The sequence below is a fragment of the Streptomyces sp. NPDC001549 genome (genome assembly GCF_042894025.1).
GTDB lineage: Bacteria > Actinomycetota > Actinomycetes > Streptomycetales > Streptomycetaceae > Streptomyces > Streptomyces kutzneri.
This window is the reverse complement of record NZ_JBIAVJ010000013.1, coordinates 184,338-208,931: the sequence shown is the minus strand read 5'-3', so window position 1 is coordinate 208,931 and position 24,594 is coordinate 184,338. Positions and strand designations below refer to the sequence as shown.

The window sequence follows — 24,594 nt, the reverse complement described above, 5'->3', positions numbered from 1 at the left end:
CACGGGTCGGCACTGCACTTTCCTCCTTCACACCCACTTGGTTTTCGTGACGAATACCGTCCAAGGTGACCTGCCGGTCAGCGCACTTCCGAGAATCGCTTCACCACCGGGCTGAAACCCAGTGCACTGCGATTGACTTAAGCAGCCCGAACCTCTGCGGCCCCGGCGGCACGGCCCCGGCGCCGGGTCCCCGGGCCTTGGCCAGGGGTTTCACCCGGAATTCGGGGAACTGCGGGGCCCGCGGAGCAGTAGGCGGCGGGCCCTCGGGGCATGGCATCCCTTGTGACTCTCCTCCGTGACATGCGCTACCCCACACCGCGGGAACTCGGGCTCGCCGCCCGCGCTCTGGCGGACGAACACCCCGGCGAGGCCCGGCTCCGCCAGGCCGGCACCTCCCGGGCCGGACAGCCGCTCTGGGTGCTGTCCGTCGCCGCGACCGGCGGCGCCCCGCGCGGGGCCGACCGCAACGTCCTCGTCGTCGCCGGGGCGCACGCCAACGAGCCCGTCGGCGGCGCCACCGCCCTCTCGCTCGCCCGGCGCGTCCTCGACGACCCGGCGCCGCGGGCCGGCTGCGGCTGGCACTTCCTGCTCTGTGCCGACCCGGACGGCGCGGAACTGCACCGCACCCCGCACCCGTACTCGCTGCTGGACTACCACCGGAACTTCTTCCGGCCGCCCGGCCCCGAACAGCCCGAGTGGGCGCCGTCCTTACTGCCCCCGGACCGGCTGCCGCCCGAGACCCTGGCCCTGATGGCGCTCATCGACGAGCTGCGGCCCGTCCTGCAGGTCTCCCTGCACGCCACCGACCTCGGCGGCTCCTGGGTACAGCTCACCCGGGACGTACCCGGCCTCGCCGAGCCGTTCGCCAAATCGGCCGCCGAGCTGCGCATCCCGGTGGAGAACGGCGCCTCGGACGCGGCCGGCTGGCCCTCCCCCGGGCCCGGGATCTTCGTGATCCCGCAGCCGGGCAGCGAGGCCGCCGGTGCCTTCCACCCGGAGGACACCCGGCTGAGCACCTGGTACCACGCCCATCGCTACGCCGGCACGACCGCCATCGTCGAAGTCCCCATGTGGGCCTCCGACCTGGTGGACGATCCGGCACCGCACCCGGACCCGCGCGGCGCCCTGCGGATGCTGGCCGAGCGGCTCACCTCGGACGCCTCGCTCGTCGCCTCGGTCCGGGCGGGCGCCGACGTACGGCCGGGTCCGCCGCCGTACGAGGACCCGGCCGCGGCGCCCCTGCTGCGCGCGGTGGACTGGACGCTCGCTCTGATCCCCCGGATCGCCGCCGAGTGGACGGCCGGGGCTCCCGAGGAGGCCACGGCGGCGTACATCGCCAGCATCGACGCCTTCGGACGGCGGCTGTCGCTGCGCGCCGCCGCGATGCTGCTGCGGGTGCTGCGCACCCAGGGGCATCCGGCGGCGCCCGGGCTGGACCGGCTGGTCACCGGGTGGTGCGAGGACTTCGCGGCCCGTTTCGGGGCCCGCTGGGTCCCGGTGGCCACCCAGGTGGAACACCAGTCCCGGACCGTCCTGGCCGCCTACGACCGCCTCGTCGCGGCCGGCCGGGACGAGCGGGCGGGCTGAGCGGGGGGCGGGCTGAGCGGCGGTCAGGTCCTGGGCGCCCCCAGGCGGGTGTCGGGGCCGGGCGGCGGCAGGGCCACCGGCCTGGCTCCATCGTGGTCCTCCCCGGCGTCGTGGAGGGGGCGGGTGCCTTCGGCCGCATCCGCCAGCCACTGCCAGACGTACGGCCTGCGGGCGCCCGGACCCACGGCGGGCTCCCCTCCGGAGATCCAGGTCGTGAGGGTGAACCGGTGGTCCGAGAACCGCCCGCTCGGGCAGGTGGACGGCACGACCTCGTGGAAGGCCCCGGAGGGGAAGAAGGCGATGGTGTCGTGCTCGGGATCGATCGTGCGGTAGGACTCCCCCGGACGCGCCCGGCCGTCGTCCACCACGGTGTCGTACAGGCGGAGCCGGCCGCCGCCGAAGCCGCGCGGCGTGCGGTGCAGGTAGTACACGGCGGACAGGGCCGTGCTCACGTCCCGGACACGCGAGGCGTCGGTGTGGACGCCGAAGTGGCCGCCTTCACCGTGCGCCGTCAGGACGGTCAACGACTGCGCGAGCGCGGCCCGGTGACCGAGGACCTCCTGGACGAGCGGCAGACAGTCGGCCAGGTGTGCGCTGAACACCTCGCTGGTCACGGGAAGGACCAGCGAGTCCCGCCCCTTGCGGGACACCTGTCCGGTCAGGGGGTCCAGGACGGTCCCCGCCGTGAAGTCCTCCTCCCGCGCTATCGCGTACTCCAGCAGGGCGGCGGCGCGCTCCGCCCCCAGAAAGTTCTCGAAACGGCAGAACGGTGCCGGTACCGCGAGCGTGGGGGACCACCGGTCGGAGGGCGGCAGGACTCGCAGGCTGATTTCCATCGGCGTGGCCGGTTCCATCGTGTATCCGCTCATAGCCCGGAACCGTACGACGGCGGCCTCCCGCGCCGAAGGAGCACAAGGGGGCGCACAGAAGTGCACGGCGCACGCCCGCGCCGGGCATCCGGAGCGTCGCGGTCAGCGGGAAACGGAACCGGGCCCGGGCCCGGGCCCGGGGGGTGCCTCGTCCGGGCCCCGGGGCCCGCAGGGGACACCCTCGGCGGATGCCCTCGGGGGACGCCCTCAGCTCGACGAGAGCCGGAAGGTCATGTTCCCGAAGCTGACCTGGTCCCCGTCGCGGACCACCGCGGAGCCGGTCACCCGGTGTCCGTTGACCGTGGTCCCGTTGGTGGAGCCGAGGTCCCTGAGCACCCACACCCCGCCCTGCAGCCTGAGCTCCGCGTGCGCCCGGGAGACCGTCTCGTGGCTGAGCCGCAGCCCGTTGCCGGGGTCGCGGCCTATCCGCAGGGCCGCCGCGCTCGGATGCGGCAGCAGCAGCTTGGGCAGCCGCTCGGCGTTCCAGGCGCGCCGGACCCCGAGGGACACGGCCGAGGCCCGGCCGACCCAGCCGAACAGCCGACGGGTCCAGGGGCTTTCGGCCGCCTCCCGGGACTGGAGGTCGGCCGTGAGCACGGCGAGGTCCTCGGAGCGGCGGGCGACCAGGGCGAGTTCCATCCGGCGCAGGAAGGTGTCGTGGGACAGCTTCCCGAGGGCCGCGCCCTCCCTGAGCTGGCCCAGCGCCCGGTCGCGCTCGGCGTCGGACAGCCGCGGCGCGGGGAAGGCGGGAATCTCGAAACTGGACGTCACAGGGTGATTGTCGGCCCGTCGGGGCCGGAGTGTCCAGAACTCCCCCGCCACGCCCGGAATGATGGGCACGATACGCATGCTGGACACCGCCGCCGACGAGGGGACCGTCCGTGCAGTTCGAGGTGTGGGCACCACTGACAGGTCACGTCGCCATGCTGCTGGACGGGACGACGTACGACATGGCACGCGATCCGGAACGGGACGGCTGGTGGACCGCCGAGGCCCCGGCCGCCGACGGGAGCCGCTACGGATTCCTGCTCGACGGCGACGGCCCGCGGCCGGACCCGCGCGGACGCCGGCTGCCCGACGGGCCCGACGGCCTGTCGGCGGTGGTCGATCCGGAAAGCCTCGCCCCGCGGCCGGCGCAACCGCCGCACACCCGGCTCCAGGACGCCGTCCTGTACGAGCTGCACATCGGCACGTTCACCCCCGAGGGCACCTTCGACGCGGCCGCCGCCCGGCTCGGGCACCTCACCGCCCTCGGCGTCACACACGTGGAACTGATGCCGGTCTGCTCCTTCTCCGGCCGGCACGGCTGGGGGTACGACGGGGTCGCGCCCTGGGCCGTGCACGAGCCGTACGGCGGCCCGGCCGGCCTGGCCCGCTTCACGGCCGCCGCGCACGAGGCCGGGCTGGGCGTGGTGCTGGACGTGGTCCACAACCACCTCGGCCCGTCCGGCAACCACCTGCCCGCCTTCGGCCCGTACTTCACCGACACCCACCACACCCCGTGGGGCTCCGCGGTGAACCTGGACGCGGCCGGCTCCGACGAGGTACGCGCCTACCTGCTCGGCAGCGCCCTGGCCTGGCTGCGCGACTACGGGATCGACGGACTGCGGCTGGACGCCGTGCACGCGCTGGCCGACGACCGGGCGCTGACCTTCCTGGAGGAACTGTCCGCGGCCGTCGACGAACTGGCCGCCGACACCGGCCGCCCGCTGTTCCTGATCGCCGAGTCCGACCGCTGCGACCCCCGCACCACCACCCCGCGCGCCACCGGGGGCCTGGGCCTGCACGCCCAGTGGAACGACGACTTCCACCACGCCCTGCACTGCGCGCTGACGGGCGAATCCCAGGCGTACTACGCCGACTTCGCCACGGCCCCGCTCACCGCCCTCGCCAAGACCATGACCCGGGTCTTCTTCCACGACGGGACCTGGTCCTCCTTCCGCGGCCGTACCCACGGCCGCCCGGTGGACCACCGCCGGACCCCGGCCCACCGCTTCCTCGGCTACACCCAGACCCACGACCAGATCGGCAACCGGGCGCTCGGCGACCGGCTCTCCGCCTCGCTCTCCCCCGGACTGCTGGCGTGCGCCGCGGCCGTGGCCCTGACCGGGCCGTTCGTGCCGATGCTGTTCATGGGCGAGGAGTGGGGGGCCAGGACGCCCTGGCAGTACTTCACCGACCATCCGGACCCGGGCCTCGCCGAGGCGGTACGGTCCGGCCGGCGCCGGGAGTTCGCGGCACACGGCTGGAAGTCCGAGGAGATCCCGGACCCGCAGGACCCGGCCACCCGGGACCGCTCCTGCCTGGACTGGACGGAACCCGAACAGGCCGTCCACGCCCGCCTGCTGGACTGGTACCGCACCCTGATCGCACTCCGCCGCACCCATCACGACCTGCGCGACCCGGACCTGGGGGCGGTCCGGGTCGCGCACGACGAGGAGCGTCGCTGGCTCACCTTCCGGCGGGGCGACGTCCGGGTGGCCGTGAACCTCTCCCCGGACCCGGTGACGATCGCGCTGGGCCGCAACGGGGTACGGGTGCGGGCCTCCTGGGAGCCGGTCGCACATCCGGGTCCCGACGGGCGGATCCACGTACCCGGCGAAACGGCGGTCGTCCTGGCCCCGTGAGGCTCACTCCACGACGGCGAGCTCGCGCGGGGCGTTGTTGAGGCGGAGCCCGCCGTCCTCGGTGACGGTCACGATGTCCTCGATGCGGACGCCGAACCGGCCCGGCAGGTAGACGCCCGGTTCCACGGAGAAGCACATGCCGGGGACCAGCGGCTGCTCCTCGCCCTCGACCATGTACGGGGGCTCGTGGGTGGTGACCCCGATGCCGTGGCCGGTGCGGTGGATGAAGCGGTCCCCGTAGCCGAACTCGGTGATCACGGCACGGGCGGCCCGGTCGATCTCCTGGCAGGAGACCCCCGGCCGGACCGCGGCCACACCGGCCTGCTGGGCCTCGCGGACGATGTCGTGGACCCGCTGTTCCTCGGCGGTGGGCTCGCCGACGTGCACGGTGCGGGAGATGTCGGAGCCGTAGCCGAAGCGCAGGCCGCCGAAGTCGAGGACCACCATGTCGCCGTGGCGGATGACGCGGTCGCCGGCCTCGTGGTGCGGGTTGGCCCCGTTGGGGCCGGAGCCGACGACCGTGAAGTCGACCTGGGAGTGGCCGTGCGCGCGCAGCAGGCCGGCCAGGTCCTCGGCCACGTCGGTCTCCCGCCGGTCGGCGAACGGGAGGTGGAGGATCTGCGCGTAGGCGGCGTCGGCGGCGGCCCCCGCCGCGGCGAGTCGCTCCAGCTCCCGCTCGTCCTTGACCGCGCGGAGCATGGGCAGGCAGTCGGTGAGCGGCGCGTAGGTGCTGTTCGGCAGTTCCCGCTGCAGGCCGAGGAGATGCAGCGCCCAGGTGTTGTCGCTCACCCCGAAGCGCCCGCGGAAGTCCAGCAGTGGGGCGGCGACGGCGTACGGGTTCTTCCCGTCGGCCCAGTCCCGCAGGGTCAGCGCGGTGGCGCCCGGGGCCTGTTCCGCGTCGGGTGCCTCCAGCGCGGGCACGATGAGCACCGGGTCCTGCCCGGCGGCCAGGACGAGCAGGGTCAGCCGCTCGGTCTCGGCGGTGGGCCGGTAGCCCGTGAGGTGCGTGAGGTCGGGCCCGGGGGCGATCAGCAGTCCGGCGAGTCCCGCGGCGGCGGCGGTCTGGGCGGCGGCGGCCATCCGGGCGGCGTAGTCATCGGCCGTGAAGGGTGCGGGTTCACGTGTCATACGGGTGATCCTGCCGTGAGCCGGGCGGCGAGGGCAGCGGCCACGCCGGTCGGGCGGCCCGGCGAGAGGAGCTCCGTGCGGTGCACCAGGCGCGGGGCCGCCAGGGGTACGGCGACCCCCGCGCCGGCGGCCTCCGCCACGCGGCGCGGCAGCAGCGCGAGGCCGTGCCCGGCGGCTGCGAGGGCGCACAGCGCGAGCAGGTCGGTGCCTTCGTAGCGGACGGAGGCACGGGCGGCGGTGAGCGGCAGCCCCACGCCGGGGGCGTCGAGCCAGCGCGCGTCGGCGAGGTCGTCCAGCCGGACGGCGGCCCGCCCGGCGAGCGGGTGCCCGGCGGGCAGCAGCACGGCCAGTTCCTCCTCCCCCGCGCCCGTCACGGTGAGCGGGGCCACGTCGGGCAGCCGCAGCGGGTCGCTCGGCGCGGCGAGGCCGTCGACCAGGCCGAGGTCGCAGCCCCCGGTGGCGACGGCGGCGGGCACCTCGGCCGGGGGCAGCACCCGCAGGGTGACCCCGGTGGCGGGCAGCGCCGCGAGCAGCCGGGGGCCGACGGCGAGCGGGGAGGCGGCGAGGGTGACGCGCCCGGGCGGGGCGGCGGCCAGCCGCAGCACATCGGCGCGGGCGGCGTCGAGCCGCAGCAGCAGCGGCCCGGCGTGCTCCAGCAGCCGCACCCCGGCCGGGGTCGGCGCGACGGGCCGGCGGGTGAGCAGCTCGGCCCGCAGGTCCCCTTCGAGCGCGGCGATGTGCTGGGAGACGGCCGACTGGGTGTAGCCCAGCTCGCGGGCGGCCGCGGAGAAGGAGGAGAGCCGGGCCACGGCGATGAAGGTGCGGAGCAGGTGCGGATCCATGACCCGCAGGATCCCATCAGGATCACTGATCGGGGATGCAGGAACCATCGTTGGCGCTGAACCGGGTCCGGGTCGCACGATGACGGGTATGACCACCGCCCCGATCGCGCGGATCGCCCTTGTCGGCGACCGTTCCCCGCACGTGAAGTCCCACACCCGGATCCCGCTCCTCCTCGACTCCCTCGCTTCCCGCGACGGGCTCGTCCTCGACGCCTACTGGATCCCCACCGGCGAGGCGGAGGCCGAAGCGGCCGCCGGGACCTTGGCCCGTTTCGACGCCGTGTGGGTGCTGCCAGGAAGCCCGTACGCCAGCGAGGCCGGGGCGCTGGCCGCGATCCGGGCGGCCCGCGAGGAGCGCATCCCGTTCCTCGGGACCTGCGGGGGCTTCCAGCACGCCCTGCTGGAGTACGCGCGGAACGTGTGCGGGCTGGCCGGGGCCGCGCACGCCGAGAACGATCCCGGGGCGGCGGACCCGCTGATCGCGCCGCTCGCCTGTTCGCTCGTCGGGCACGAGGGCCTCGTACGGTGCGAGCCGGGCTCGCTCGCCGAGGCCGCGCTCGGTGCGGAGCGGTCGATGGAGCGCTACCACTGCATGTTCGGGCCCGCGCCCACGCACCTGCCGGAGCTCACCGCGCACGGCCTGCGGCTGTCGGGGCGCGACGAGGACGGTCAGGTGCGCATCGCGGAGCTGCCCGGGCACCCGTTCTTCCTGGCCACGCTGTTCCAGCCGGAGCTGCACGGGGACGGGTCGAGGCCGCACCCGATCGTCCGGGCGCTCGCCGCGGCGGCCGTCGCCCACGCCTCCGACCGGGCCGGAAGCCCGGCCGCGAGCACGTCCGCCGCCCGATAAGGCGTCGCGGGACCACCCCTCTGATCGGCTATGCTGTGCTTGCACATCGAACGGGCGGTCCGCCGCCCTTCGTGGTGGGTGTAGCTCAGTTGGTAGAGCACCTGGTTGTGGTCCAGGTGGCCGCGGGTTCAAGTCCCGTCACTCACCCTTCGATCCCGTGGGGTACGAGGTTTCCTCGTACCCCACGGGATTTTTCGTGTGCCCGGCAGGATCCGGAAGAGACGGCTCAGATCCGCAGGAAGGCCTCCACCTCGGTGACGAAGGCCACCGGGGTCTCGTGCGGCGGGTAGTGGCCGGAGCCCGGGACCGTCACGACCCGGCAGTCCGGGTAGGAGGCCTGCCAGGTGTCCCTCATCACATCCGCGGTGATCGCGAGGTCGTACTCACCGACGAGGACGAGCACCGGGACGGTGTTGCCCTTCACGGCGGCGGACAGGTCGAGCGGCTGCCAGCTCGCGAGGTAGCCGGCGAAGGCCTCGGGGCGGGAGACGGCCAGCGAGTGGGCGACCATCCCGTCGAGCCAGTGGCGGCTCACGCGGTTGCCCGTGACCAGGTCGAGGATGACACGGCGCTTCCCGGGATCGGCGGCGGCGCCGTGGAAGAGGGCGTGGGTCGCGTCGTCCATCGCGTAGGGCGCGGCCGGGACCGGGGCGAGCCCGATCAGCTTCTCCACCCGCTCGGGGGCGCGGACGAGGACCTGCTGGACCGCCTTGCCGCCCATGGAGTGGCCGAGGAGGGAGAAGGTGTCCCAGCCGAGCTGGTCGGCGAGTTCGAGGACGTCGTCGGCGATCTCGGCCAGGGTGTGGCGGCCGGGGACGTCGCGGCGGTCGCCGTAGCCGCGGTAGTCGAGGAAGACGTAGCTGAAGCCCTCCGGGTCCAGGTGGTCCAGTACGGAACCCCAGTTCGCGGAGGTGCCGAACCAGTCGTGCAGCACGATGACGCGGACGGGTCCGGTACCGATCCTGCGGTGGGCGATGGCCATGCGTTCTCCCTCGGTGACGTGGCGAAGAAAACCGACGCCGAGGGTTCTGCCCAATGGATCTACCATCACACCGTGAACCCGACACCACGCCGGCAGCCCCTGGTCATGGGGTACTTCGCGCGGCCCGACGGAGCGTGCCACCCGCACCACCCCCGGACGTACGTGATCAGCGACGCGGCCGAGATCGGCGCGGTGGAGGAGGCCGGACGGCCGGGCGACGACCTGCCCGCCGACGAGTCGTTCAGCTGTATGTGCGGCGGGGGCCTGCGTACGGATCACCACGGGCCGGAGGTGCGGCGTCTGCTCGACCCGCTGTCCCCCGACGGCATCCCCGCCCGGCACCGCGCGCGGTGGGTGGCCGCGGCGCCCGCGGGGCTGCGGGAGTACGCCGGGGCCCTCGCCGCGGGCGAGGAGGAGCCCCGGGCGCCGCGCGGGGTGCCGCTGGGGACGGTGTTCGGCTGGCTGGGCGCCGTACGGGAGGAGCCCCGCGACGCGGCGTGGCTCCTCGCGGAGCGGGCCCCCGAGCGGCTGCTCGCCGGAGCTCCGACGGAGCAACTCGCCTGGGGCGTAAGGGAGACGGACCGGGCCGGGCTGGACGGCGCCGTGCGGTTCTTCGCGAGCGAGGAGTTCACCACCCGCCACCCGAAGCGGCGCCGGGTGCCCGACACCGCGCGGGACCTCCTGCTGCGGCACGCCCGCAGCCACCGTCCCGCGGACCTCCCGGTCCTGGAACGGCGGCTGCTGCGCGCACCGGAGGACCGGATCAGACGGTCTTGATCGCCGGGTCCGAGACGCCCGGGGCGCCGGTCTCCACGTGTCCGGCGAAGCGGCGCAGGAAGGTGGCGTCGGCGTCGGAGACGACCTGCACGTCGTACCAGCGGCCCGAGGCGGCGAGGTCCACCGTGTGGGAGACCGTCGCGCCGGCCGCCACCCTGAGGATCTGGGCGGCGCCGCCGTAGGTGTTGGTCACCGTGAGGTTGACGGCCGCCGTCCCGGAGTTGGCCAGGGTCAGGGCCAGGTTGCCGGTGGCCGCCAGGTGGCGGGCCGTGACCTCGGGGCCGGCCTTCTTCGCCGGGCCCTTCCAGGTGCGCAGGAAGCCGTTCGGGCCCCACACCGTGAGGTTGATCTGGTTGCCGGTGGAGCTGCTGGTGGACCAGGTGTCCGAGAGCGTCTTGCCCGCCTCGACCGTGTAGGGCCAGGGGCCGTCCGTGCGGTTGCCCGAGGTGCTGTGGAAGTGGGCGCCCAGGGCCGGTCCGGCGGCGAAGGTGAGGGTGAACTTGCCGGTGGAGGTGGCGCGGGCGCCGTCCACGTAGGGGCTGTAGCCGAGCGCGCGGGTCGGCTTGGAGCCGGCTTCCTGCCGGGGCAGGGTGCCGGTCGCCGGCGGGGTCGGGTGGTAGGAGGGGTGGCGGTCCTTGTCCGGCGGGACGTACCCGGCCGTGGACGGCAGCGCGGCGGGTGCGGCATCGGCGCGGGTGAAGTCGAAGGCCGAGGTCAGGTCGCCGCATACGGCACGGCGCCACGGGGAGATGTTGGGCTCCTGCACCCCGAAGCGCTTCTCCATGAAGCGGATCACCGAGGTGTGGTCGAAGGTCTCGGAGCAGACGTAGCCGCCCTTGCTCCAGGGGGAGACCACGATCATCGGGACGCGCGGGCCGAGCCCGTACGGTCCGGCCGCGTAGCCGCCGCCACCGGCGTAGAGGTCCTTCGACACGTCGGCCGTGGACAGGCCCCAGGCGGAGGAGGCCGGCGGGTACGGCGGGACCACGTGGTCGAAGAAGCCGTCGTTCTCGTCGTAGGTGATGAACAGGGCGGTCTTGGCCCAGACCGCCGGGTTCGCGGTCAGCGCGTCCAGGACCTGCGAGATGTACCAGGCGCCGAAGTTCGTCGGCCAGTTCGAGTGCTCGCTGAATGCCTCGGGGGCGGCGATCCACGAGACCTGGGGCAGGGCGCCGTTCACCACGTCCGCGCGCAGCCGGTCGAAGTAGCCCTCGCCCGCCTTGGCGTTCGTGCCCGTGCGCGCCTTCTCGTACAGGGCGCTGCCGGGCTGGGCGTTGCGATAGGTGTTGAAGTACAGCAGGGAGTTGTCGCCGTAGTTGCCGCGGAAGGCGTCGTTGATCCAGCCCCAGGAACCGGCCGCGTTCAGGCCGTCGCCGATGTCCTGGTAGACCTTCCACGAGACCCCGGCGGACTCCAGCCGCTCGGGGTAGGTCTTCCAGCCGTAGCCGGCCTCCTGGTTGCCGAGGACCGGACCGCCGCCGGTCCCGTCGTTGCCCGTGTGCCCCGTCCACAGGTAGTAGCGGTTCGGGTCCGTGGCGCCGATGAACGAGCAGTGGTAGGCGTCGCACACCGTGAACGCGTCGGCGAGGGCGTAGTGGAACGGGATGTCGTTCCGGGTCATGTACGACATGGTCGTGGCCGTCTTGGCCGGGACCCACTTGTCGTACTTACCGTTGTTGTACGCCTGGTGGCCGCCGGCCCAGTCGTGGTTGAGCCCCTCCAGGAACTGCATGCCGAGGTCCTGGACCTGCGGGTGGAAGGGCAGGATGTCCTTCGTCCCGTTCGACTGGTGGAAGACCGGCTTGCCGTTGTCCTGGAGGACCGGCCGCGGGTCGCCGAAGCCCCGTACCCCCTTCATCGCGCCGAAGTAGTGGTCGAAGGACCGGTTCTCCTGCATCAGGACGACGATGTGCTCGATGTCCTGGATCGTTCCGGTGGTGCCCTGCGCCGGGATGGCGGCGGCCCGCGCGATGCTGTCGTTCAGCATCGCGAGCGCGGCGGTGCCACCGGCTATCTGCAGGAACCTGCGACGGTCGAGTTCTGCCATGGGGTGACGACCTCTGGGGGTGAGGGGGGAGTCGAGGGGCGCCCCAAGGACAGCGGTCCCGGGGTACCTGCCGGAGATCACTTCGTGACACTGCGCCGTACACCTGGAGAACGAAAAGAGCTCCCGAACGACCTGCGTATCTGCTGAAATGACCTCCCACACACTGCACGGGGGGCGCAGAGCGGATGGCCGGGACCGAGTTCGGGCATGCCATCGGGCTGCCCCGCGCGCTCTCCGGCCTGCCGCTGTCGCCGCTCGTGGGAGGGTACGGGGAACTCCTCGCCGCGCAACAGACCATCGGATTACGGCACTTGGGCGAACTACTGGTCCCGCCCGGCGGCCGCTTACGGGTGCTCGACGGGATCTTCGCCGTCACCGGGCCCGGCCGGCGCCGGCACGTGGGCGCCGGGGCGCTGCGGTCGCTGCGCCGGGACCGGCCGGAGCCGGGCGCGGCCCGGCTGCTGGAGCGGCTGGCCGCGATCCAGGAGGCGGACCCCGCCGCCCTGCGCCGGATCCTGCTCTACCAGCTCACCCACCTGCTCCAGGACCATCCCGAGGGGCGGCTGCCGGCCACCGCGGCCGGCTTCGGGGTCGACCCGGCCGAGGCCGCGGCCCTGGTCCACGCGGCCGCCCGGCGGGCCCGGCTGGACGAGGGGCAGCGGGCCGCAGCCGAGACCCTGCTCGACGACGTGCTGGCGCACCGGATCCGCTCCGCGGCCCGCCGGGCCGCCCTGCTGCCGCCCGCGGGTGAGGACCGGGCGCTGGCGGCCCTCCTCGGCGGGCTGGCCGCCCGGGTGACGGCCGCCGACACCGAGCTCGCGGTGGCCCGGCGGGCCGAGGAGCAGGAGGATCCGGAGCGGGCCTGCGTCCACTACGAGGAGGCCGCGGCGCTGGCGGGCGACTGCCCCCGCGCGGTGCGCGGGCTGGTCCGCACCTACCGGCCCGAGCCCGGGGATCCCGGCCCGCCGGTGTCCGCCCTCGTCCCCGGAGGTGTCGAACTGCGCTGGCCCGTCGGGGACTTCGGTGACACGCGCTGGCGGGTGGTGCGGCTCACCCGCGGGGAGCCGGCCGATGCGCCGCTCGCCGAGGTGGCGGGGCGGCCGGCCGGGGGCGTGCTCATGGACCGCGGCGCCGGGATCGGCGAGGAGATCCGCCACGTGGCGCTGCCGCTGCGGGCCGACGGCGCCGTCGACGGGCCGCCGCTGATCGCAGCCCCGCTGTCGGTCGCCCCGGCGGTGACGGAGGCGGCCGCCGTCGACGGCAACGGGTGGATCGGGGCCTCGTGGACCGCACCGTCGGGCGCGTCCCACTGCGAGGTGACACTGACCGGGCCGCAGGGACCGGCCCCGGTGCCCCCGGCGGCGCGGGCGGGCCTGCGGGAGACCCTGCGCGCGGAGGGGCTGGCGCCCGGGAGGTACGAGCTGACGGTGCGGGCCCGGTACGCCCCGACGGGCCGCGCCGACCGCGGCGCGCTGTCCGCGGCCGTGACCGTCCCGGCCACCGTGCACGCCTGGCCGGAGCCCGTCCTCACCCTGACGGCCCTGGCCCGGGAGGCGGGCGGGGTGGAGTTCCACCGGACCGGCGGCGACGGGGCCGAGGTGCGGCTGGTGGAGTGGCCCGGCGCCGCCCCCGCCGAGCGGGCCGAACTGACGGCGGCCGAGCTGCCGCCGCCCCTGGACTGGGCCGGTCCGGGCTGGTCCCGCCCGGGCGGGAGCGGCCCGGCCGGAAGCGGCCCGGCCGGGAGCGGCCCGGCCGGGAGCGGCCCGGCCGGGAGCGGCCCGGTCTCCGTCGGGCACCCGCCCCCGGGATCGCTCACCAGCGTCTGCGCCGTGTCCGTACTGGGCGCGCGGGCCCTGGCCGGGCCCTCCGTCCTGGTCGAGGCCCCGCTGCCGGTGACCGGGCTCGCGCTGCGGCGGGCCGCGCCCGGCCTGGTCGAGGTCGGCTTCGACTGGCCCGGCACCGCCGGCACCGTCACCGCCGTCGTCACCCAGGACGGCCGGCGCACCGAGTTCGCCGTGGCCCGCAGCGTGTTCCTGCGCGAGGGCCTGCGGCTGCCGGTCACCCCGGCCGCGTTGTCCGTCGAGGTCCACGCCGCACCCCGCAGCGCCCGTTCCGTGCTCGCCTCGGCCGGGGGCGACGCACGGGCCGGACTGCCCGCCGACGTGGCCATCGCCTACGAGCTGGTGCCCGGCGCCCGGCGCGGCCTGCGCCGCGGGCCCGCCGTCCTGCGGGTGACCGTACGGGCGCCGGGCGGCGCGCCCGGCCCGGACCTGCCCGGCTTCGTCCTCGTGGCCCGGGGGGACGGCGGCCGCAACCCGCGGCGCCCGGGCGGCCCGTCCGGCGGAACGGCCGTGTGCCGGGTGACCGGGGCCGAACTCGCGGCCGCGGCCGCGGGCACCGGAACGGGCACCGGCACGGTGGAGCGCCCGATCGACACCTCCGTCGCGCCCGGCCGCCCGTACGCCCTGCGCGGTTTTCTCCTCGGCGGCGCCGCCGCCTCCGTCCGGCTCGAAGAGCCTCCTCTCCTCTCCCTGGTGGTCCGCTGACATGACCTCCGTCGTCTGCCCCTACTGCTTCGACCGGTCCCCGGCGGCCCGGCTGCCCTACCGCTGCCAGATGTCCGCCACGGGGGTGCGCGGCGCCAAGCCCTGCAGCGCCGAACTCGACACCATATGGGCCGACTTCATGGGCCCGAGCGTGCCTCCCGCACTGAAGATGCGCGGCCCGGTCTTCACGGCCCCGCGCGGCCTCGGGCTGCGCCTGACCACGAACGGGGGCGGATCCCGCGCGGACTGCCCCGCCTGCGGCGGGTCCACCCCGGTCCGGGTCTGCCGCCGCTGCCACAGCGACTTCCCGAGCGACTACTGCGACCAGGACACCCGGATCATCGCCCTGCTCGGCCCCAAGGCGTCCGGCAAGAGCACGTACGTCTCGGTCCTGCTCAACGAAATGCGCGGCAGGGTGGGCCGGGCGTACGGGGCGTCGGTGACCGCGATGGGCGGCGAGACCCAGCGCCGGGACCGCGAGCTGGCCGAGGACCTCTACGACCGGCTGCGGCTGCCGGAGGCCACCCGGCCGGCGGCCCTCGGCTTCAACGACCCGCTGCTGTACCGGCTGAGCCTGCCCCTGCGGCGCCGGCTGCGCGGGGACGGCAGCCGGCACACCGCGCTGGTGTTCTTCGACGCGGCGGGCGAGGACCTCGGCAGCGCCGAGGCCATGGACCGCTACACCCACTACCTGGCCGCCGCCGACGGGATCATCCTGCTCGTGGACCCGCTGCAGATGCGGGCGGTGCGCGACCGGCTGCCGGTGGACGACGGGCCGCCGCTGCCGGTCATCGAGACCCCGCCACAGCAGATCGCCGCCGATCTCGCGGCGCAGCTGCGGGCGCACGGCCGGGGTTCCTCGCGCGGCCGGGTCACCACCCCGGTGGCGGTGGCCGTGACCAAGACGGACTCGCTGGCGCCGCTGCTGGAGCCGCATTCGCCGCTGCTGCGCAATGCCGGCCACGGCGCCGGCGCGCTCGACGAAGAGGACCGGCGGGCGGTGCACGAGGAGATGCGCTCGCTCCTCGACGGCTGGGACTCGGGGGCGCTGCTGAGGCAGTTGGAGCGGGACTTCGCCCAGCTGTCGCTGTTCGGGCTGTCGGCGCTCGGCTCGCCGCCGCCCGCGCACGCGCCGGCCGACGCCCCGAAGTCGGGTCCGCGGCCGCTGCGTGTGGAGGATCCGCTGCTGTGGCTGCTGGGGCTGGGCGGGCTGCTGCCGCGCACCGGTGGCGCCGCCGGCCCGGGTGGCCGTACCGGCTCCGAGGGGAACTCATGAATCTCGCCCAACTGCACTACACCTCGGCGCCGCCCGGTCCCGACGGCTCCGGTTTCCGGTTCACGGCCGTCAGCCCCGGGGTGCCGGCCGCGCTGCTGCGCGAGGCGGAGCAGCTGATCGGCTACGAGCCGCCCCGGGACGCGCCGCCGCGCCCGGGGCCGAAGGAGCTGGCCGCCTTCCCGCAGGCGCTCAGCCTGAACGTGCTGGCCGACGGCAGCCGGCTGCTGGCGCGCTCGGTGTACACGGGCGCCGACTACAGCGGCCGCTGGGGCAATTTCCACGCCCACGCGGTGCACCTGCCGCAGCCCGCCGGTTCCGGTCCGGCCGTGGGCGAACTGCCGATCACCGCCTGGGGCTCGCCGCAGTGGGCCGCCGCGACCCCGGAGGCCGGTGCCCCCGTGCTGGCCGCGGTGCCCGCGCCGGGCCGCCTCGACCGGGCCGCGCTGGCCGCCTTCGTCGCCGCCCGCGGGCCCTGGCTGGCCGCCTTCTTCGCCGATGTGCGCCGGCTCGGCGAGGACCAGGACGCCCCGCAGATCGTGCTCGTGGAGGCGGACAGCGAGGCCGTCGCCCGCTGGATCATGCTCGCGTGCAGCGTGCTGCCGCACCAGCGCGGGCAGTGGCTCACCTTCACCACCTACACCCGGCGGCCGCAGCTCGCCCGGCAGCAGATCATCGGGGTGATGCCCGAGGACGGGCTGGGCCTCGCCGGGCAGGAACACCGCTACCGGGTCTACGACGCCACGCGCGCCACCGCCCCCACCGCCGCCGGGGAACCGGACGTGTGGGCCGACACCGCCGCGCGCGTCTGGCAGGCGCAGCGCCAGGATCTGGTCGCCGAGGTGCGGCGGCTGGCCGCCGGGCCCTACGACGCCGGCCCGCTGGCCGCCCTCGCCCTGGCCGCGGACATCGCCCTGCCCTCCCCCGGCCGGACCGCGGCCGCCGACTGGGCCGCCGGGCACCGGGACGCGCTGGACGGCGTACGGCTGCACGCGCTGGCCCGGGCGCTGGGCCGCCCGGCCGGGGACCGGGACCCGGCGGAGGTCGCCGCGGCCGGGCGGCTGCTCGCGGCCCTGGACGGCTGGGCCCCGCCCACGGTGTGCGAGCCGCTGGTGGCCCTGACCCTGACCGAGGCGGTACGGACCGGCGCGCCGCCCGCGGCCCTGCCGACCGCGGGCGCCCTGGGCGCGGCCGTCCGCGGCCGGCTCGCGGCGGAGCTGGAACCGGGCCTGCGGGCGGCGCTGGGCGGCCCCGCGGCCGAACCGGCACATCCCGCCGGGCTGTTGCGGGTGGCCTCGGTGCTCGGGGTGGACGTGAGCGACCTGCTGCCCGGCACGGCCCGGCAGTTGGCGCTCGCGCTGCTCAGCGATCCGGAGCGGGCGTACGGGGCGGGAGTGCGGGCCGCGCTGGCCGAACTGCCCGGGCTGCGCGCCCTCGTACTCGACCGGCTGGACGCGCTCGCGGCGGGCGATCCGGCGGCCGGACGGCGGCTGTTCGAGCGGACCGCGCTGCGGCCGACCGCGGCCGACGCGCGGCCGCACCTGCGGATGTGCGCCGAGGCCGCGGCGCCGGCCGCGCCCGCTCCGGACCGGATCGGCGCCCTGAACGCGCTGCTGGCCCACTCGGGCGTCTCGCTGTACGCGGAGCCGCTGGTGCTGCGGACCGCGATGCGGCTGGTGTGGGACGGGGATCCGCCGGGGGCGGGCGAGGCCGGGCTGGTGCTGATGGCGACCGGGGCGCAGGTCCACCGGGAGGCCGGGACCTGGGAGTTGCTCGTGCAGGCGGCCGTGCGGGCCCCGGCGGGGGACACCGAGGCCGCGGAGCTGGCTCCGGAGCTCCTCGGGCAGTTCCAGGAGGAGATCCCGGCCCGGCTGCGGCCGTCGCTGCTGCTGCTGGAGCTGGTGCGGAACCTGCGGTCGGGCTCGGCGGGCGGGGGCTGGGTCCGCCAGGCGCTGGACCTGGGGTCGCTGGATCCGGATCCGGGCCCGCGGGAGAGCGCGTACGCGGCCCTGTGCGCGCGGCTGCTGGCCGCGGACCGGCCGGACAGCGAGCTGCGGGCGCTGATCGAGAGCAACGACACGGAGCTGCTGGCCGCCTACCGGGCGGCGGCGCGCACGCCGGCGGTCCGTGACCGGCTGCGGCTGGATCCGGGCTATGCCGCGGACTGCTTCACGGTGTGGTCCTCCCAGCCGCAGGCCGGCCCGGCCTGGCAGGAGGCCCGCACGGACCTGCTCGACGGGGTGCTGCGGCCGGCCGTGCGGAGCCTCGCGGCGGCGGAGCTGGCCGAGCTGGAGCAGTCGCTGGCCCGGCTGGGCGGGCGCTGGGCGGACGAGTTCCGCGGCTGGCAGCGGCCCGGCGCCTTCGGCCGCCTGCGCGAACGCTTCGGAGGGCGCCGCTCCGGCGGTGCCGGGAACGGGGGCTGACGTGACGGATCCGGAGCTGATCGCGCGGGTCCTCGCCACCCTCACCGGGGTGGTCGGGGTCGCCGTGTGCCTCGGTTACGGGCTGTGGCGGTTCCTGGCGCTGGCCCTGTCGGCCGCCTGGGCCGCCTTCCGGACGCATCCTCCGGGCGGCACCGACCCGCGGATCACCCCGTACGCCGGTCCCGAACCGGCGCGGCCCGCGTACTGGGCCGGACAGATGTGGCTGGACGCCCGGTTCGCCGGACAGGCCGCGGCGCTGACCGTCTGGTTCCTGCTGACCCGGCACTGGCTGGGCGAGGTGGTGCGCCGCCGCCTGCTGCGCGGCCGCAACGGGCAGACCGGTGAGCTCGCGGACAACGGCTTCGGCCGGCTGCTGCTGCGCCTGCTGGCCCCCGGTACGGCGCTGGCCGCGCTGCTGTCCGCGCTGCTCGCCTCGGTCCTGCTGGCCGGCGTCGCGCTGTTCTTCGCGGCCGAGCTCGTCCTGGTCGCGCTCGCCGCCCTGGCCGCCACCCTGGCCGGGCGCGTCGCGGAGCGGCTGTGGAAGCTGGTCCTGGGCATCCGGATGAAGTGCCCCTACCCCGGCTGCTACCGGCCGTTCCCGCTGGCCGTGCACCTCTGCCCGGGCTGCGGCGCCGCCCACCGTGAGCTGCGGCCCGGCGCCTTCGGCGCCCTGCGGCACGTCTGCCGCTGCGGCAAGGCCCTGCCGAGCACCCTCATGACCGGGCGGCGGGGGCTCGCCGCCCGGTGCCCGCACTGCGACCGGGGCCTGCCGCCGGCCGTCGGCACCACCCGGGTCGTGCACCTGCCGCTGATCGGGGGCACCTCCGCCGGGAAGACGATGCTGCTGGCGGCCATGCTCGACGGACTGCGGTCCTGGTCGCACGAATCCCGGCTGACCGTCGAGTACGCCTCCCCCGACGACCTCCGCGAGGCCAACACCCTGGGGCAGCAGCTGAACCGGACCGGGTGGACCCTCAAGACCCAGGGCGGGCAGCCGCGCGCCCTGATGCTGCTGGTCGGGCACGGCCGCCGGCGCCGGCTGCTCTACCTGTACGACCCGATGGGCGAGTCCCTCCGGGACGCCGACACGACCCGCGGCCAGGGCTACCTCGCGCACGCCGACGGGGTCCTGCTGGTGACCGACGTGCTCGCCGCACCCGTCGTACGCCGTGCCCTGCACGCGGGCGACACCGAACGGGCGCAGGCCGCCCGGCCGGCCGACCTCGGCCCGGTGGAGACGTACGCGGGGTTCACCGGCGAGCTGCAGGGGCTCGGCGGCCGTCGCGGACGCCTCCCCGTGGCCACCGTGGTGACCAAGCGGGACGTACTGGACCAGCTGGATTCGCTGCCGCGGCCGACGGAGCCGGTCGAGGCGTGGCTGACCGGGATCGGGCTGGACGAGCTGGTCCGCACCCTCGGCCACGACTTCGCGGCGGCCCGGTACTGGGTGGTCAGCGCCCGCGCCGCGACCGGGGCGGGCGCCCTGGACACCGAAGGGCGGCGGGCGGCGGAGCCGGTGCTGTGGCTGCTGTCACGGACCGGGCTGCGCGTCGGACGGCTCGTACGGGACCGGCGGGAGCGGCCGGACGGGCGGGCCCGGCCGGACGGCACTCAGGCCCGTCAGGACACCCGAGGCACCCAGGACCCGCAGGTAGCGGCCAGTGAGGAAAGGAGCAACACCCCATGATGACACCGCAGATCACGCGGGGCCGACGGATGATGACGGTCCTGTTCGTGTCGGCGGTCGTGATGACGGCGGCCGCCGCGGTGGCGGCGCTGGTGCGGTACATCCCGCAATGGACCGGAAGTTGAAGGAGACACGCGGTGAGTGACATCCCCGGCGGGCCGATGGCGAACCGGCCCGTCCATTTCATCTGGCTGATCGACTGCTCGTACTCGATGCAGGGCGAGAAGATCGGTCAGCTCAACTACGCGATCAGAGAAGCGATTCCGGAGATGCTCTCGGTGGCGCAGGACAATCCGGCGGCCCAACTGCTGCTGCGCACGATGACGTTCTCCACGACGGCCCGCTGGCACCACAAGGACCCGGTGCCGGTCGAGCAGTTCACCTGGCAGGACGTGCAGGTGGACGGTATGACCAATCTCGGTGAGGCCCTCCAGCTCGCGGCGCGCGAACTGGACACCCCGCCGATGCCGCAGCGTGCCCTGAAGCCGGTGCTGGCGCTGGTCTCCGACGGGGTGCCGACGGACGACTGGAAGGCGGGGCTGCGGGCGGTGGACGCGACGCCCTGGGGCCGCAAGGCGGTCCGGGTGGCCATCGCGATCGGCGCGGACGCCGACCGCAACGTGCTCCAGGAGTTCCTGGGCAATCCCGAGCTCCAGCCGCTGGACGCGAACAGCCCCAAGCAGCTGGCGGCGGCGATCCGCTGGGCCTCCACGGCTGCGGTGAAGGCGGCCTCCCAGCCGGTGGCGGGCTTCGCGGACGCGACCGTCAAGCAGCCGCCGTACGCCCCGCCGGTGCTCGACGACGACGATGACGACGTGTGGTGAGCGAGCCCGTGCGGATGACCCGCGGACCGCTGCCGCTCTGGGACACGGTCCAGGGCAGCGTCCAGGGCGTGAACAAGGCGCTCAACCAGGACCACCACGACGCGGAGGGGCTCGGCACCGCCGCACAGCCCCTGATCATGGCGGTGGCCGACGGCCACGGATCGGCGGCGCACGCGCGCAGTCATTTCGGGTCCCGGTTCGCCGTGGACCTGTTCGTCCGGCAGGCCCGGCAGTTCGCCGCGCTCGCCGAGCCCCGGGGCGGGACGCGGCCGCCCAGCCTGGCCTGGCTGATGAACTACGCCCAGTACACGCTGCCCCGCCAGCTGGTCAGCGCCTGGCAGGAGGAGGCGCTCGGGCACTGGGAGCGCAGCAGCTCGCCGGGCCAGCCCGGGCTGTCCCCGACGGACAAGCTGGTGCTGTACGGGAGCACGCTCGTCGGCGCAGTGCTGACCCCCCGGGTCTTCGCGGCCTGGCAGCTCGGCGACGGGGAGCTGACCGTGGTGACCGACGACGGGCAGGTGACCGTACCGCTCGCGCCGGACGAGGCGGATCTGGGCGACGAGACGGAGTCCCTGTGCTCCCCGCAGGCCTGGCTGCGGGTCCGTACGCACTGGGCGCCGGTGACCGCCCCCGCGCGGGCGCCACGGCTGGTGTCGCTCTCCACCGACGGACTGTCCAAGAGCTTCGCCTCGGACACCGGCTTCCGGCAGTTCATGGCCGGACTGGACGACCGGCTGTCGGAGGAGGGGCCGGAGTGCGTCCGGGCGGCCCTGCCGGAGTGGCTGACCGAGGCCTCCCGGCATTCGGGGGACGACACCACCCTGGTGGCGGCCTGGCACGCCGCCCCAGCCCTGACCGAACCCGGCGGGGTGCCGCCCGACAGCGCCGGCGCCGCCGACCCGGCCGACATGACAGACCCGTACAGGAGTGACGAATGAGCGGCATGCTCGACAGCGGTACCCGGCTGACGGCCGACAGCGGCCTGGGCGTGGAGGTCTTCGACCTGCTCGGCGCCGGTGGCCAGGGGGAGGTCTACCGGGTGCGCACCCCGGCCGGCGACCAGGCCCTCAAGTGGTACTACCCGGCCTGTGCGACCCCGGAGCAGGAGGACATCGTCCGCCAGCTGGTGGACCGGGGCTTCGACGACGACCGCTTCCTGTGGCCCCGGGACTTCGTGGGCGACGGGCGCGGCGGCTTCGGCTACCTGATGGACATCCGCCCGGACCGGTTCAAGGGCCTGCCGCTGCTCTTCCGCCGCAAGCTGCGGACCACGATCCGCGCGCTGCTCACCGCCTGCCTCTACACGGTCGAGGCGTACCAGGCGCTGCACTCGCGCGGGATCGCCTACCGGGACATCTCCTGGGGGAACCTGCTCTTCGACCCGGCCACCGGTGAGGTGCTGGTCTGCGACAACGACAACGCGGTGGTCGAGGGCGACAGCACGGGCATCTCGGGGACCATGGCCTTCATGGCGCCCGAGCTGGTGCGCGGCGAGCCCGGGGTCTCCCCCGGCACCCAGAGCGATCTGCACTCCCTGTCCGTGCTGCTGTTCATGCTGCTGATGAACCATCACCCGCTGATGGGCAGGCGGGAGCTGGACATCCGCTGCTTCGACGAGGCCGCCGAGCGCAAGCTGTACGGGAAGGACCCGCTGTTCCTCTTCGACCCGCAGGACCGCTCCAACGCCCCCGACCCGGTGGAGCACGCCACGGTACTGGCCACCTGGGCGGTGGTGCCCGATTCCCTGCGCGCCCTGTTCACCAGGAACTTCACGCGGGGCCTGCACGACCCGGCGGCCCGGGTGCGGGAGTCGCAGTGGCGCGACGCGCTCCGGGCGGTCCTCGACGCGGTCGTGGACTGTGCGCACTGCGGGAAGCAGAACATGACCGAGCCCCGGTCCGCGACCCCGGGCACCTGCTGGAGCTGCGGGAACGCGCTGGTGCTGCCGCCCCGGCTGGTGCTGACCACGCCCCCGCCGCGCTCCGAGCACCACATCCTGCTGCACCGGTCCTCGCGGGTGCAGGCGCACCACCTGGCGCCGGAGCCGGCCCGGCACGACTACGGCGACGGCACGCTGGTGGCGCAGCTGACCGAGCATCCGCAGCGGCCGGGGAAGTTCGGGCTGGCCAACCGCTCCGGGTCGGCGTGGACGGGTACCCGGGCGGACGGCAGCACGCAGGAGATCGCCCCGGGGCAGACCGTGCCGCTGCGTTCGGGGCTGGAGCTGGACTTCGGCGGCGCGCGGGCCGTCGTACGGGCGAGGTGAGACGGCCCGTCAGCCCAGCAGGCGGCTGATCTCCTGGGCGAGGGCGAGGCCGGTGCTGCCCGCGCCCAGCCCGAGGGTGATGGTTTCCAGCGACCGCCGGATCAGGCCCGGTTCGGCGGCGCGCCCCTCCTGTCCGGCCCGGTCCAGCTCGCCGCGCAGGGCCTGGGCCGCGTCGAGCCGCTCCTGCGCCGCCCCCTGCGCCCGGAGCCACTGGGCGAGTTCGGTGGCCAGGCGCAGGGTCTGCGCGGCGGTGTCCTGCTGCCCGATGTTGATGGTGCCGTTGTCCCCGATGTTGTTGGGGCCGGAGATGTTCCCGTGGAAGTGGTAGGTGCTCACGCGTGCTCCTCGTGCTCGCTCAGGGCTGCCCGGGCGGCTTCCCCGAAGTCTGTGCCTGACCGCCCTGGTTGACGGTGCCGTGGGCGCCGATGTTGCTGGCGTGGATATCGCCCTGGAAGGTGTAGGTGTGGGTGTTGATCACCTGCTGCGCCTGGTCGTAGGAGCTGGTGTCGACGTGGTGGTCCTTCAGGAACCGTTCGGTCGCTATCAGCACGCCCTGCTGGAGACGCTGGAGGAAGTCCTGGGAGTCCGTCCGCTCCGAGAAGCCCAGCTGAGCCCAGTCGGCGACCCGCTCGCGGAGGCTGTCCACGGCTCCGTAGTCGAAGCGCAGGTGCCGCCGGCCGATCTCGCGGCGCAGCCTCTCCAGCGACCGGGCCCGCTCACCGCGGGCGGCAGCCCGCCGGACCAGCCGTCCGGGGGCGCCGAACAGCGCCGGCCCGGTGGCGGTGGTGGCCATGCGGAAGAGGTCCCACCAGCGTTCCCATCCGCCCGGCGGCAGCTCGTGCACCCGGTAGAAGCGCGACTGCAGCGGAGGGATCCCGTACGCCGCCACCTCCCAGGTGAGACTGGGGTGCTGGAGCCGGGCCCGCAGGTGCATGGAGACGATGACGCGGCCGCCCTCGCCGGTCCGCTCCAGGCTGAGATAGGTGCGCATGCCGGCGCCGGGCTGCACCACTCCGGCCTGCACCAGTTGCCTGGGGATCTGGGCGCGCGGGCGGCGCAGCCGGTCGGGGAGCAGGTCGGGCCCGACGTAGGAGACGTGATCGCCTATCACGTAGAGCCGGTTGCGGGCCCGCAGGCCCTTCAGCCCGGCGATGTGCTCCATCTCGCGGGCGACGAAGCTGTGCAGGTCGACGGCGTCGAAGGGCTTGATGGCCAGCTTGCCGCCGCCCGCCGGATCGTCGGCGGGCCGGCTGACGTCGATGGGCTGCCAGACCATTTCCTTGATCTTCGAGCCGCTGCCGACGAACGGGTTGGTGCGCTCGGCCCCCGCCGTGTACGGAACCACGTTGGCCCGCTTCTGCTCCAGCAGCCGGTCCTCCACCTCCGCCCCGACCTCCGGGGCGAGGTCCTTGGCCCGCCCGGCGCCGTGCTCGACGCCGAGCGCCGCCGTACGGGCCCCGTTCTCGGCCTGCCGGACCAGGGCCCAGGCGGTCGCGTACGCGAGGACGAACGCGGCGGCGGCTGCGAGGGCGAGGGCGGGCAGGCCCGCGACCAGCCCGTACAGCGCGGCCGGTACCGCAGCCCACACGCCGGCCGCGCAGAGCCCGGCGAGGCGCCGGTCGCGCCGGTCGATCCGCCGTACGGAGGCCCGCGCGTGGCGGGCCAGGGCCACCAGGTCGATGCCGAGCGAGAGCCCGGTGGCGCGCAGCCGGTCCTCGGTGAGTTCCACGTCCACCTCGCGGGCGAAGCCCTCGTCGAGGTGTGCTCCCGCGCACAGCAGCCGGGTCACCGCGTCGTCCCGGTACTGCGCCAGCACCGGTAATCGGCGTGCCGCCATGTCGCGTCCTCCCCCGTGGCCGTGTCGTC

General features: G+C 75.0%; 20 protein-coding genes and 1 tRNA gene. 13 read left to right on the top strand and 8 right to left on the bottom strand.

The window, feature by feature from the left end:
• Positions 1 to 282 precede the first annotated feature (282 nt).
• The gene (locus ACFY04_RS22495) at positions 283 to 1,587 is read left to right on the top strand and encodes a M14 family zinc carboxypeptidase (RefSeq protein WP_389119105.1); all 1,305 of its coding nucleotides are present in this window, start codon (positions 283 to 285) and stop codon (positions 1,585 to 1,587) included.
• A gap of 23 nt (positions 1,588 to 1,610) precedes the next feature.
• Here the strand turns inward: ACFY04_RS22495 and ACFY04_RS22490 are convergent, their stop codons facing one another.
• Both ACFY04_RS22490 and ACFY04_RS22485 read right to left on the bottom strand, forming a co-directional pair.
• The gene (locus ACFY04_RS22490) at positions 1,611 to 2,456 is read right to left on the bottom strand and encodes a 2OG-Fe(II) oxygenase (protein ID WP_389119061.1); all 846 of its coding nucleotides are present in this window, start codon (positions 2,454 to 2,456) and stop codon (positions 1,611 to 1,613) included.
• 207 nt (positions 2,457 to 2,663) lie between these two features.
• The gene (locus ACFY04_RS22485) at positions 2,664 to 3,227 is read right to left on the bottom strand and encodes an FHA domain-containing protein (RefSeq protein ID WP_389119059.1); all 564 of its coding nucleotides are present in this window, start codon (positions 3,225 to 3,227) and stop codon (positions 2,664 to 2,666) included.
• A gap of 110 nt (positions 3,228 to 3,337) precedes the next feature.
• Between ACFY04_RS22485 and treZ the strand changes: the two genes are divergently transcribed.
• On the top strand, positions 3,338 to 5,083 hold the full coding sequence (gene treZ / locus ACFY04_RS22480; protein ID WP_389119058.1) for a malto-oligosyltrehalose trehalohydrolase: 1,746 nt from the start codon (positions 3,338 to 3,340) through the stop codon (positions 5,081 to 5,083).
• A gap of 3 nt (positions 5,084 to 5,086) precedes the next feature.
• Here the strand turns inward: treZ and ACFY04_RS22475 are convergent, their stop codons facing one another.
• Both ACFY04_RS22475 and ACFY04_RS22470 read right to left on the bottom strand, forming a co-directional pair.
• On the bottom strand, positions 5,087 to 6,211 hold the full coding sequence (locus ACFY04_RS22475; RefSeq protein ID WP_389119056.1) for a M24 family metallopeptidase: 1,125 nt from the start codon (positions 6,209 to 6,211) through the stop codon (positions 5,087 to 5,089).
• Entirely contained in the window at positions 6,208 to 7,053 is an 846-nt protein-coding gene (locus ACFY04_RS22470) for a LysR family transcriptional regulator (RefSeq protein WP_389119054.1), read from the bottom strand. The genes ACFY04_RS22475 and ACFY04_RS22470 overlap by 4 nt, the downstream gene beginning before the upstream one ends.
• 88 nt (positions 7,054 to 7,141) lie before the next feature.
• Between ACFY04_RS22470 and ACFY04_RS22465 the strand changes: the two genes are divergently transcribed.
• Positions 7,142 to 7,903, top strand: a complete 762-nt coding sequence (locus ACFY04_RS22465; protein WP_389119052.1) for a hypothetical protein — start codon at positions 7,142 to 7,144, stop codon at positions 7,901 to 7,903.
• A gap of 74 nt (positions 7,904 to 7,977) precedes the next feature.
• A tRNA-His gene (locus tag ACFY04_RS22460) sits at positions 7,978 to 8,050 on the top strand.
• Positions 8,051 to 8,129: 79 nt separating this feature from the next.
• Here ACFY04_RS22460 and ACFY04_RS22455 read toward each other — a convergent pair.
• The gene (locus ACFY04_RS22455; protein WP_389119051.1) at positions 8,130 to 8,885 is read right to left on the bottom strand and encodes an alpha/beta fold hydrolase; all 756 of its coding nucleotides are present in this window, start codon (positions 8,883 to 8,885) and stop codon (positions 8,130 to 8,132) included.
• 72 nt (positions 8,886 to 8,957) lie between these two features.
• Between ACFY04_RS22455 and ACFY04_RS22450 the strand changes: the two genes are divergently transcribed.
• Positions 8,958 to 9,662 carry a hypothetical protein gene (locus ACFY04_RS22450; protein WP_389119050.1) on the top strand — a complete coding sequence of 235 codons (705 nt, stop codon included), beginning with the start codon at positions 8,958 to 8,960 and terminating at the stop codon, positions 9,660 to 9,662.
• On the opposite strand, the gene ACFY04_RS22445 is transcribed toward ACFY04_RS22450, so the two are convergent.
• A complete protein-coding gene (locus ACFY04_RS22445) occupies positions 9,649 to 11,709 on the bottom strand; it encodes a phosphocholine-specific phospholipase C (RefSeq protein WP_389119048.1) in 2,061 nt (686 codons plus the stop codon). The genes ACFY04_RS22450 and ACFY04_RS22445 overlap by 14 nt on opposite strands.
• Before the next feature lie 185 nt (positions 11,710 to 11,894).
• On the opposite strand from ACFY04_RS22445, the gene ACFY04_RS22440 reads away from it, so the two are divergent.
• The 8 genes from ACFY04_RS22440 to ACFY04_RS22405 are packed head-to-tail and all read left to right on the top strand — an operon-like array spanning position 11,895 to position 22,728.
• Entirely contained in the window at positions 11,895 to 14,255 is a 2,361-nt protein-coding gene (locus tag ACFY04_RS22440; RefSeq protein ID WP_389119046.1) for a hypothetical protein, read from the top strand.
• A 1-nt stretch (position 14,256) separates the two neighbouring features.
• Entirely contained in the window at positions 14,257 to 15,531 is a 1,275-nt protein-coding gene (locus tag ACFY04_RS22435) for a hypothetical protein (RefSeq protein WP_389119044.1), read from the top strand.
• On the top strand, positions 15,528 to 17,951 hold the full coding sequence (locus ACFY04_RS22430) for a GTPase-associated protein 1-related protein (protein ID WP_389119042.1): 2,424 nt from the start codon (positions 15,528 to 15,530) through the stop codon (positions 17,949 to 17,951). The genes ACFY04_RS22435 and ACFY04_RS22430 overlap by 4 nt, the downstream gene beginning before the upstream one ends.
• A gap of 1 nt (position 17,952) precedes the next feature.
• A complete protein-coding gene (locus tag ACFY04_RS22425; protein ID WP_389119040.1) occupies positions 17,953 to 19,638 on the top strand; it encodes a hypothetical protein in 1,686 nt (561 codons plus the stop codon).
• Positions 19,635 to 19,763 carry a hypothetical protein gene (locus ACFY04_RS22420; RefSeq protein ID WP_373038682.1) on the top strand — a complete coding sequence of 43 codons (129 nt, stop codon included), beginning with the start codon at positions 19,635 to 19,637 and terminating at the stop codon, positions 19,761 to 19,763. Before ACFY04_RS22425 ends, ACFY04_RS22420 begins: the two co-directional genes overlap by 4 nt.
• A 36-nt stretch (positions 19,764 to 19,799) precedes the next feature.
• Positions 19,800 to 20,462, top strand: coding sequence for a VWA domain-containing protein (locus ACFY04_RS22415; RefSeq protein WP_314248747.1), 663 nt, complete (start codon positions 19,800 to 19,802; stop codon positions 20,460 to 20,462).
• Positions 20,459 to 21,400 (top strand): PP2C family serine/threonine-protein phosphatase, encoded by a 942-nt coding sequence (locus ACFY04_RS22410; RefSeq protein ID WP_389119038.1) that lies wholly within the window; start codon positions 20,459 to 20,461, stop codon positions 21,398 to 21,400. The genes ACFY04_RS22415 and ACFY04_RS22410 overlap by 4 nt, the downstream gene beginning before the upstream one ends.
• Complete coding sequence (locus ACFY04_RS22405; RefSeq protein WP_389119036.1) at positions 21,397 to 22,728, top strand: protein kinase; 1,332 nt, start codon at positions 21,397 to 21,399, stop codon at positions 22,726 to 22,728. The genes ACFY04_RS22410 and ACFY04_RS22405 overlap by 4 nt, the downstream gene beginning before the upstream one ends.
• Before the next feature lie 9 nt (positions 22,729 to 22,737).
• On the opposite strand, the gene ACFY04_RS22400 is transcribed toward ACFY04_RS22405, so the two are convergent.
• Both ACFY04_RS22400 and ACFY04_RS22395 read right to left on the bottom strand, forming a co-directional pair.
• Positions 22,738 to 23,064 (bottom strand): hypothetical protein, encoded by a 327-nt coding sequence (locus ACFY04_RS22400; RefSeq protein WP_373038685.1) that lies wholly within the window; start codon positions 23,062 to 23,064, stop codon positions 22,738 to 22,740.
• A 19-nt stretch (positions 23,065 to 23,083) separates the two neighbouring features.
• Positions 23,084 to 24,565 (bottom strand): hypothetical protein, encoded by a 1,482-nt coding sequence (locus ACFY04_RS22395; protein WP_389119034.1) that lies wholly within the window; start codon positions 24,563 to 24,565, stop codon positions 23,084 to 23,086.
• Between the last annotated feature and the right edge of the window lie 29 nt (positions 24,566 to 24,594).

Coding starts and splice junctions, on each gene's coding strand:
- ACFY04_RS22470 (WP_389119054.1), bottom strand. CDS start 7,053: ATGGATCCGCACCTGCTCCGCACCTTCATCGCCGTGGCCCGGCTCTCC.
- ACFY04_RS22395 (WP_389119034.1), bottom strand. CDS start 24,565: ATGGCGGCACGCCGATTACCGGTGCTGGCGCAGTACCGGGACGACGCG.
- ACFY04_RS22420 (WP_373038682.1), top strand. CDS start 19,635: ATGATGACACCGCAGATCACGCGGGGCCGACGGATGATGACGGTCCTG.
- ACFY04_RS22415 (WP_314248747.1), top strand. CDS start 19,800: ATGGCGAACCGGCCCGTCCATTTCATCTGGCTGATCGACTGCTCGTAC.
- ACFY04_RS22405 (WP_389119036.1), top strand. CDS start 21,397: ATGAGCGGCATGCTCGACAGCGGTACCCGGCTGACGGCCGACAGCGGC.
- ACFY04_RS22455 (WP_389119051.1), bottom strand. CDS start 8,885: ATGGCCATCGCCCACCGCAGGATCGGTACCGGACCCGTCCGCGTCATC.
- ACFY04_RS22440 (WP_389119046.1), top strand. CDS start 11,895: ATGGCCGGGACCGAGTTCGGGCATGCCATCGGGCTGCCCCGCGCGCTC.
- ACFY04_RS22475 (WP_389119056.1), bottom strand. CDS start 6,211: ATGACACGTGAACCCGCACCCTTCACGGCCGATGACTACGCCGCCCGG.
- ACFY04_RS22435 (WP_389119044.1), top strand. CDS start 14,257: ATGACCTCCGTCGTCTGCCCCTACTGCTTCGACCGGTCCCCGGCGGCC.
- ACFY04_RS22490 (WP_389119061.1), bottom strand. CDS start 2,456: ATGAGCGGATACACGATGGAACCGGCCACGCCGATGGAAATCAGCCTG.
- ACFY04_RS22430 (WP_389119042.1), top strand. CDS start 15,528: ATGAATCTCGCCCAACTGCACTACACCTCGGCGCCGCCCGGTCCCGAC.
- ACFY04_RS22465 (WP_389119052.1), top strand. CDS start 7,142: ATGACCACCGCCCCGATCGCGCGGATCGCCCTTGTCGGCGACCGTTCC.
- ACFY04_RS22445 (WP_389119048.1), bottom strand. CDS start 11,709: ATGGCAGAACTCGACCGTCGCAGGTTCCTGCAGATAGCCGGTGGCACC.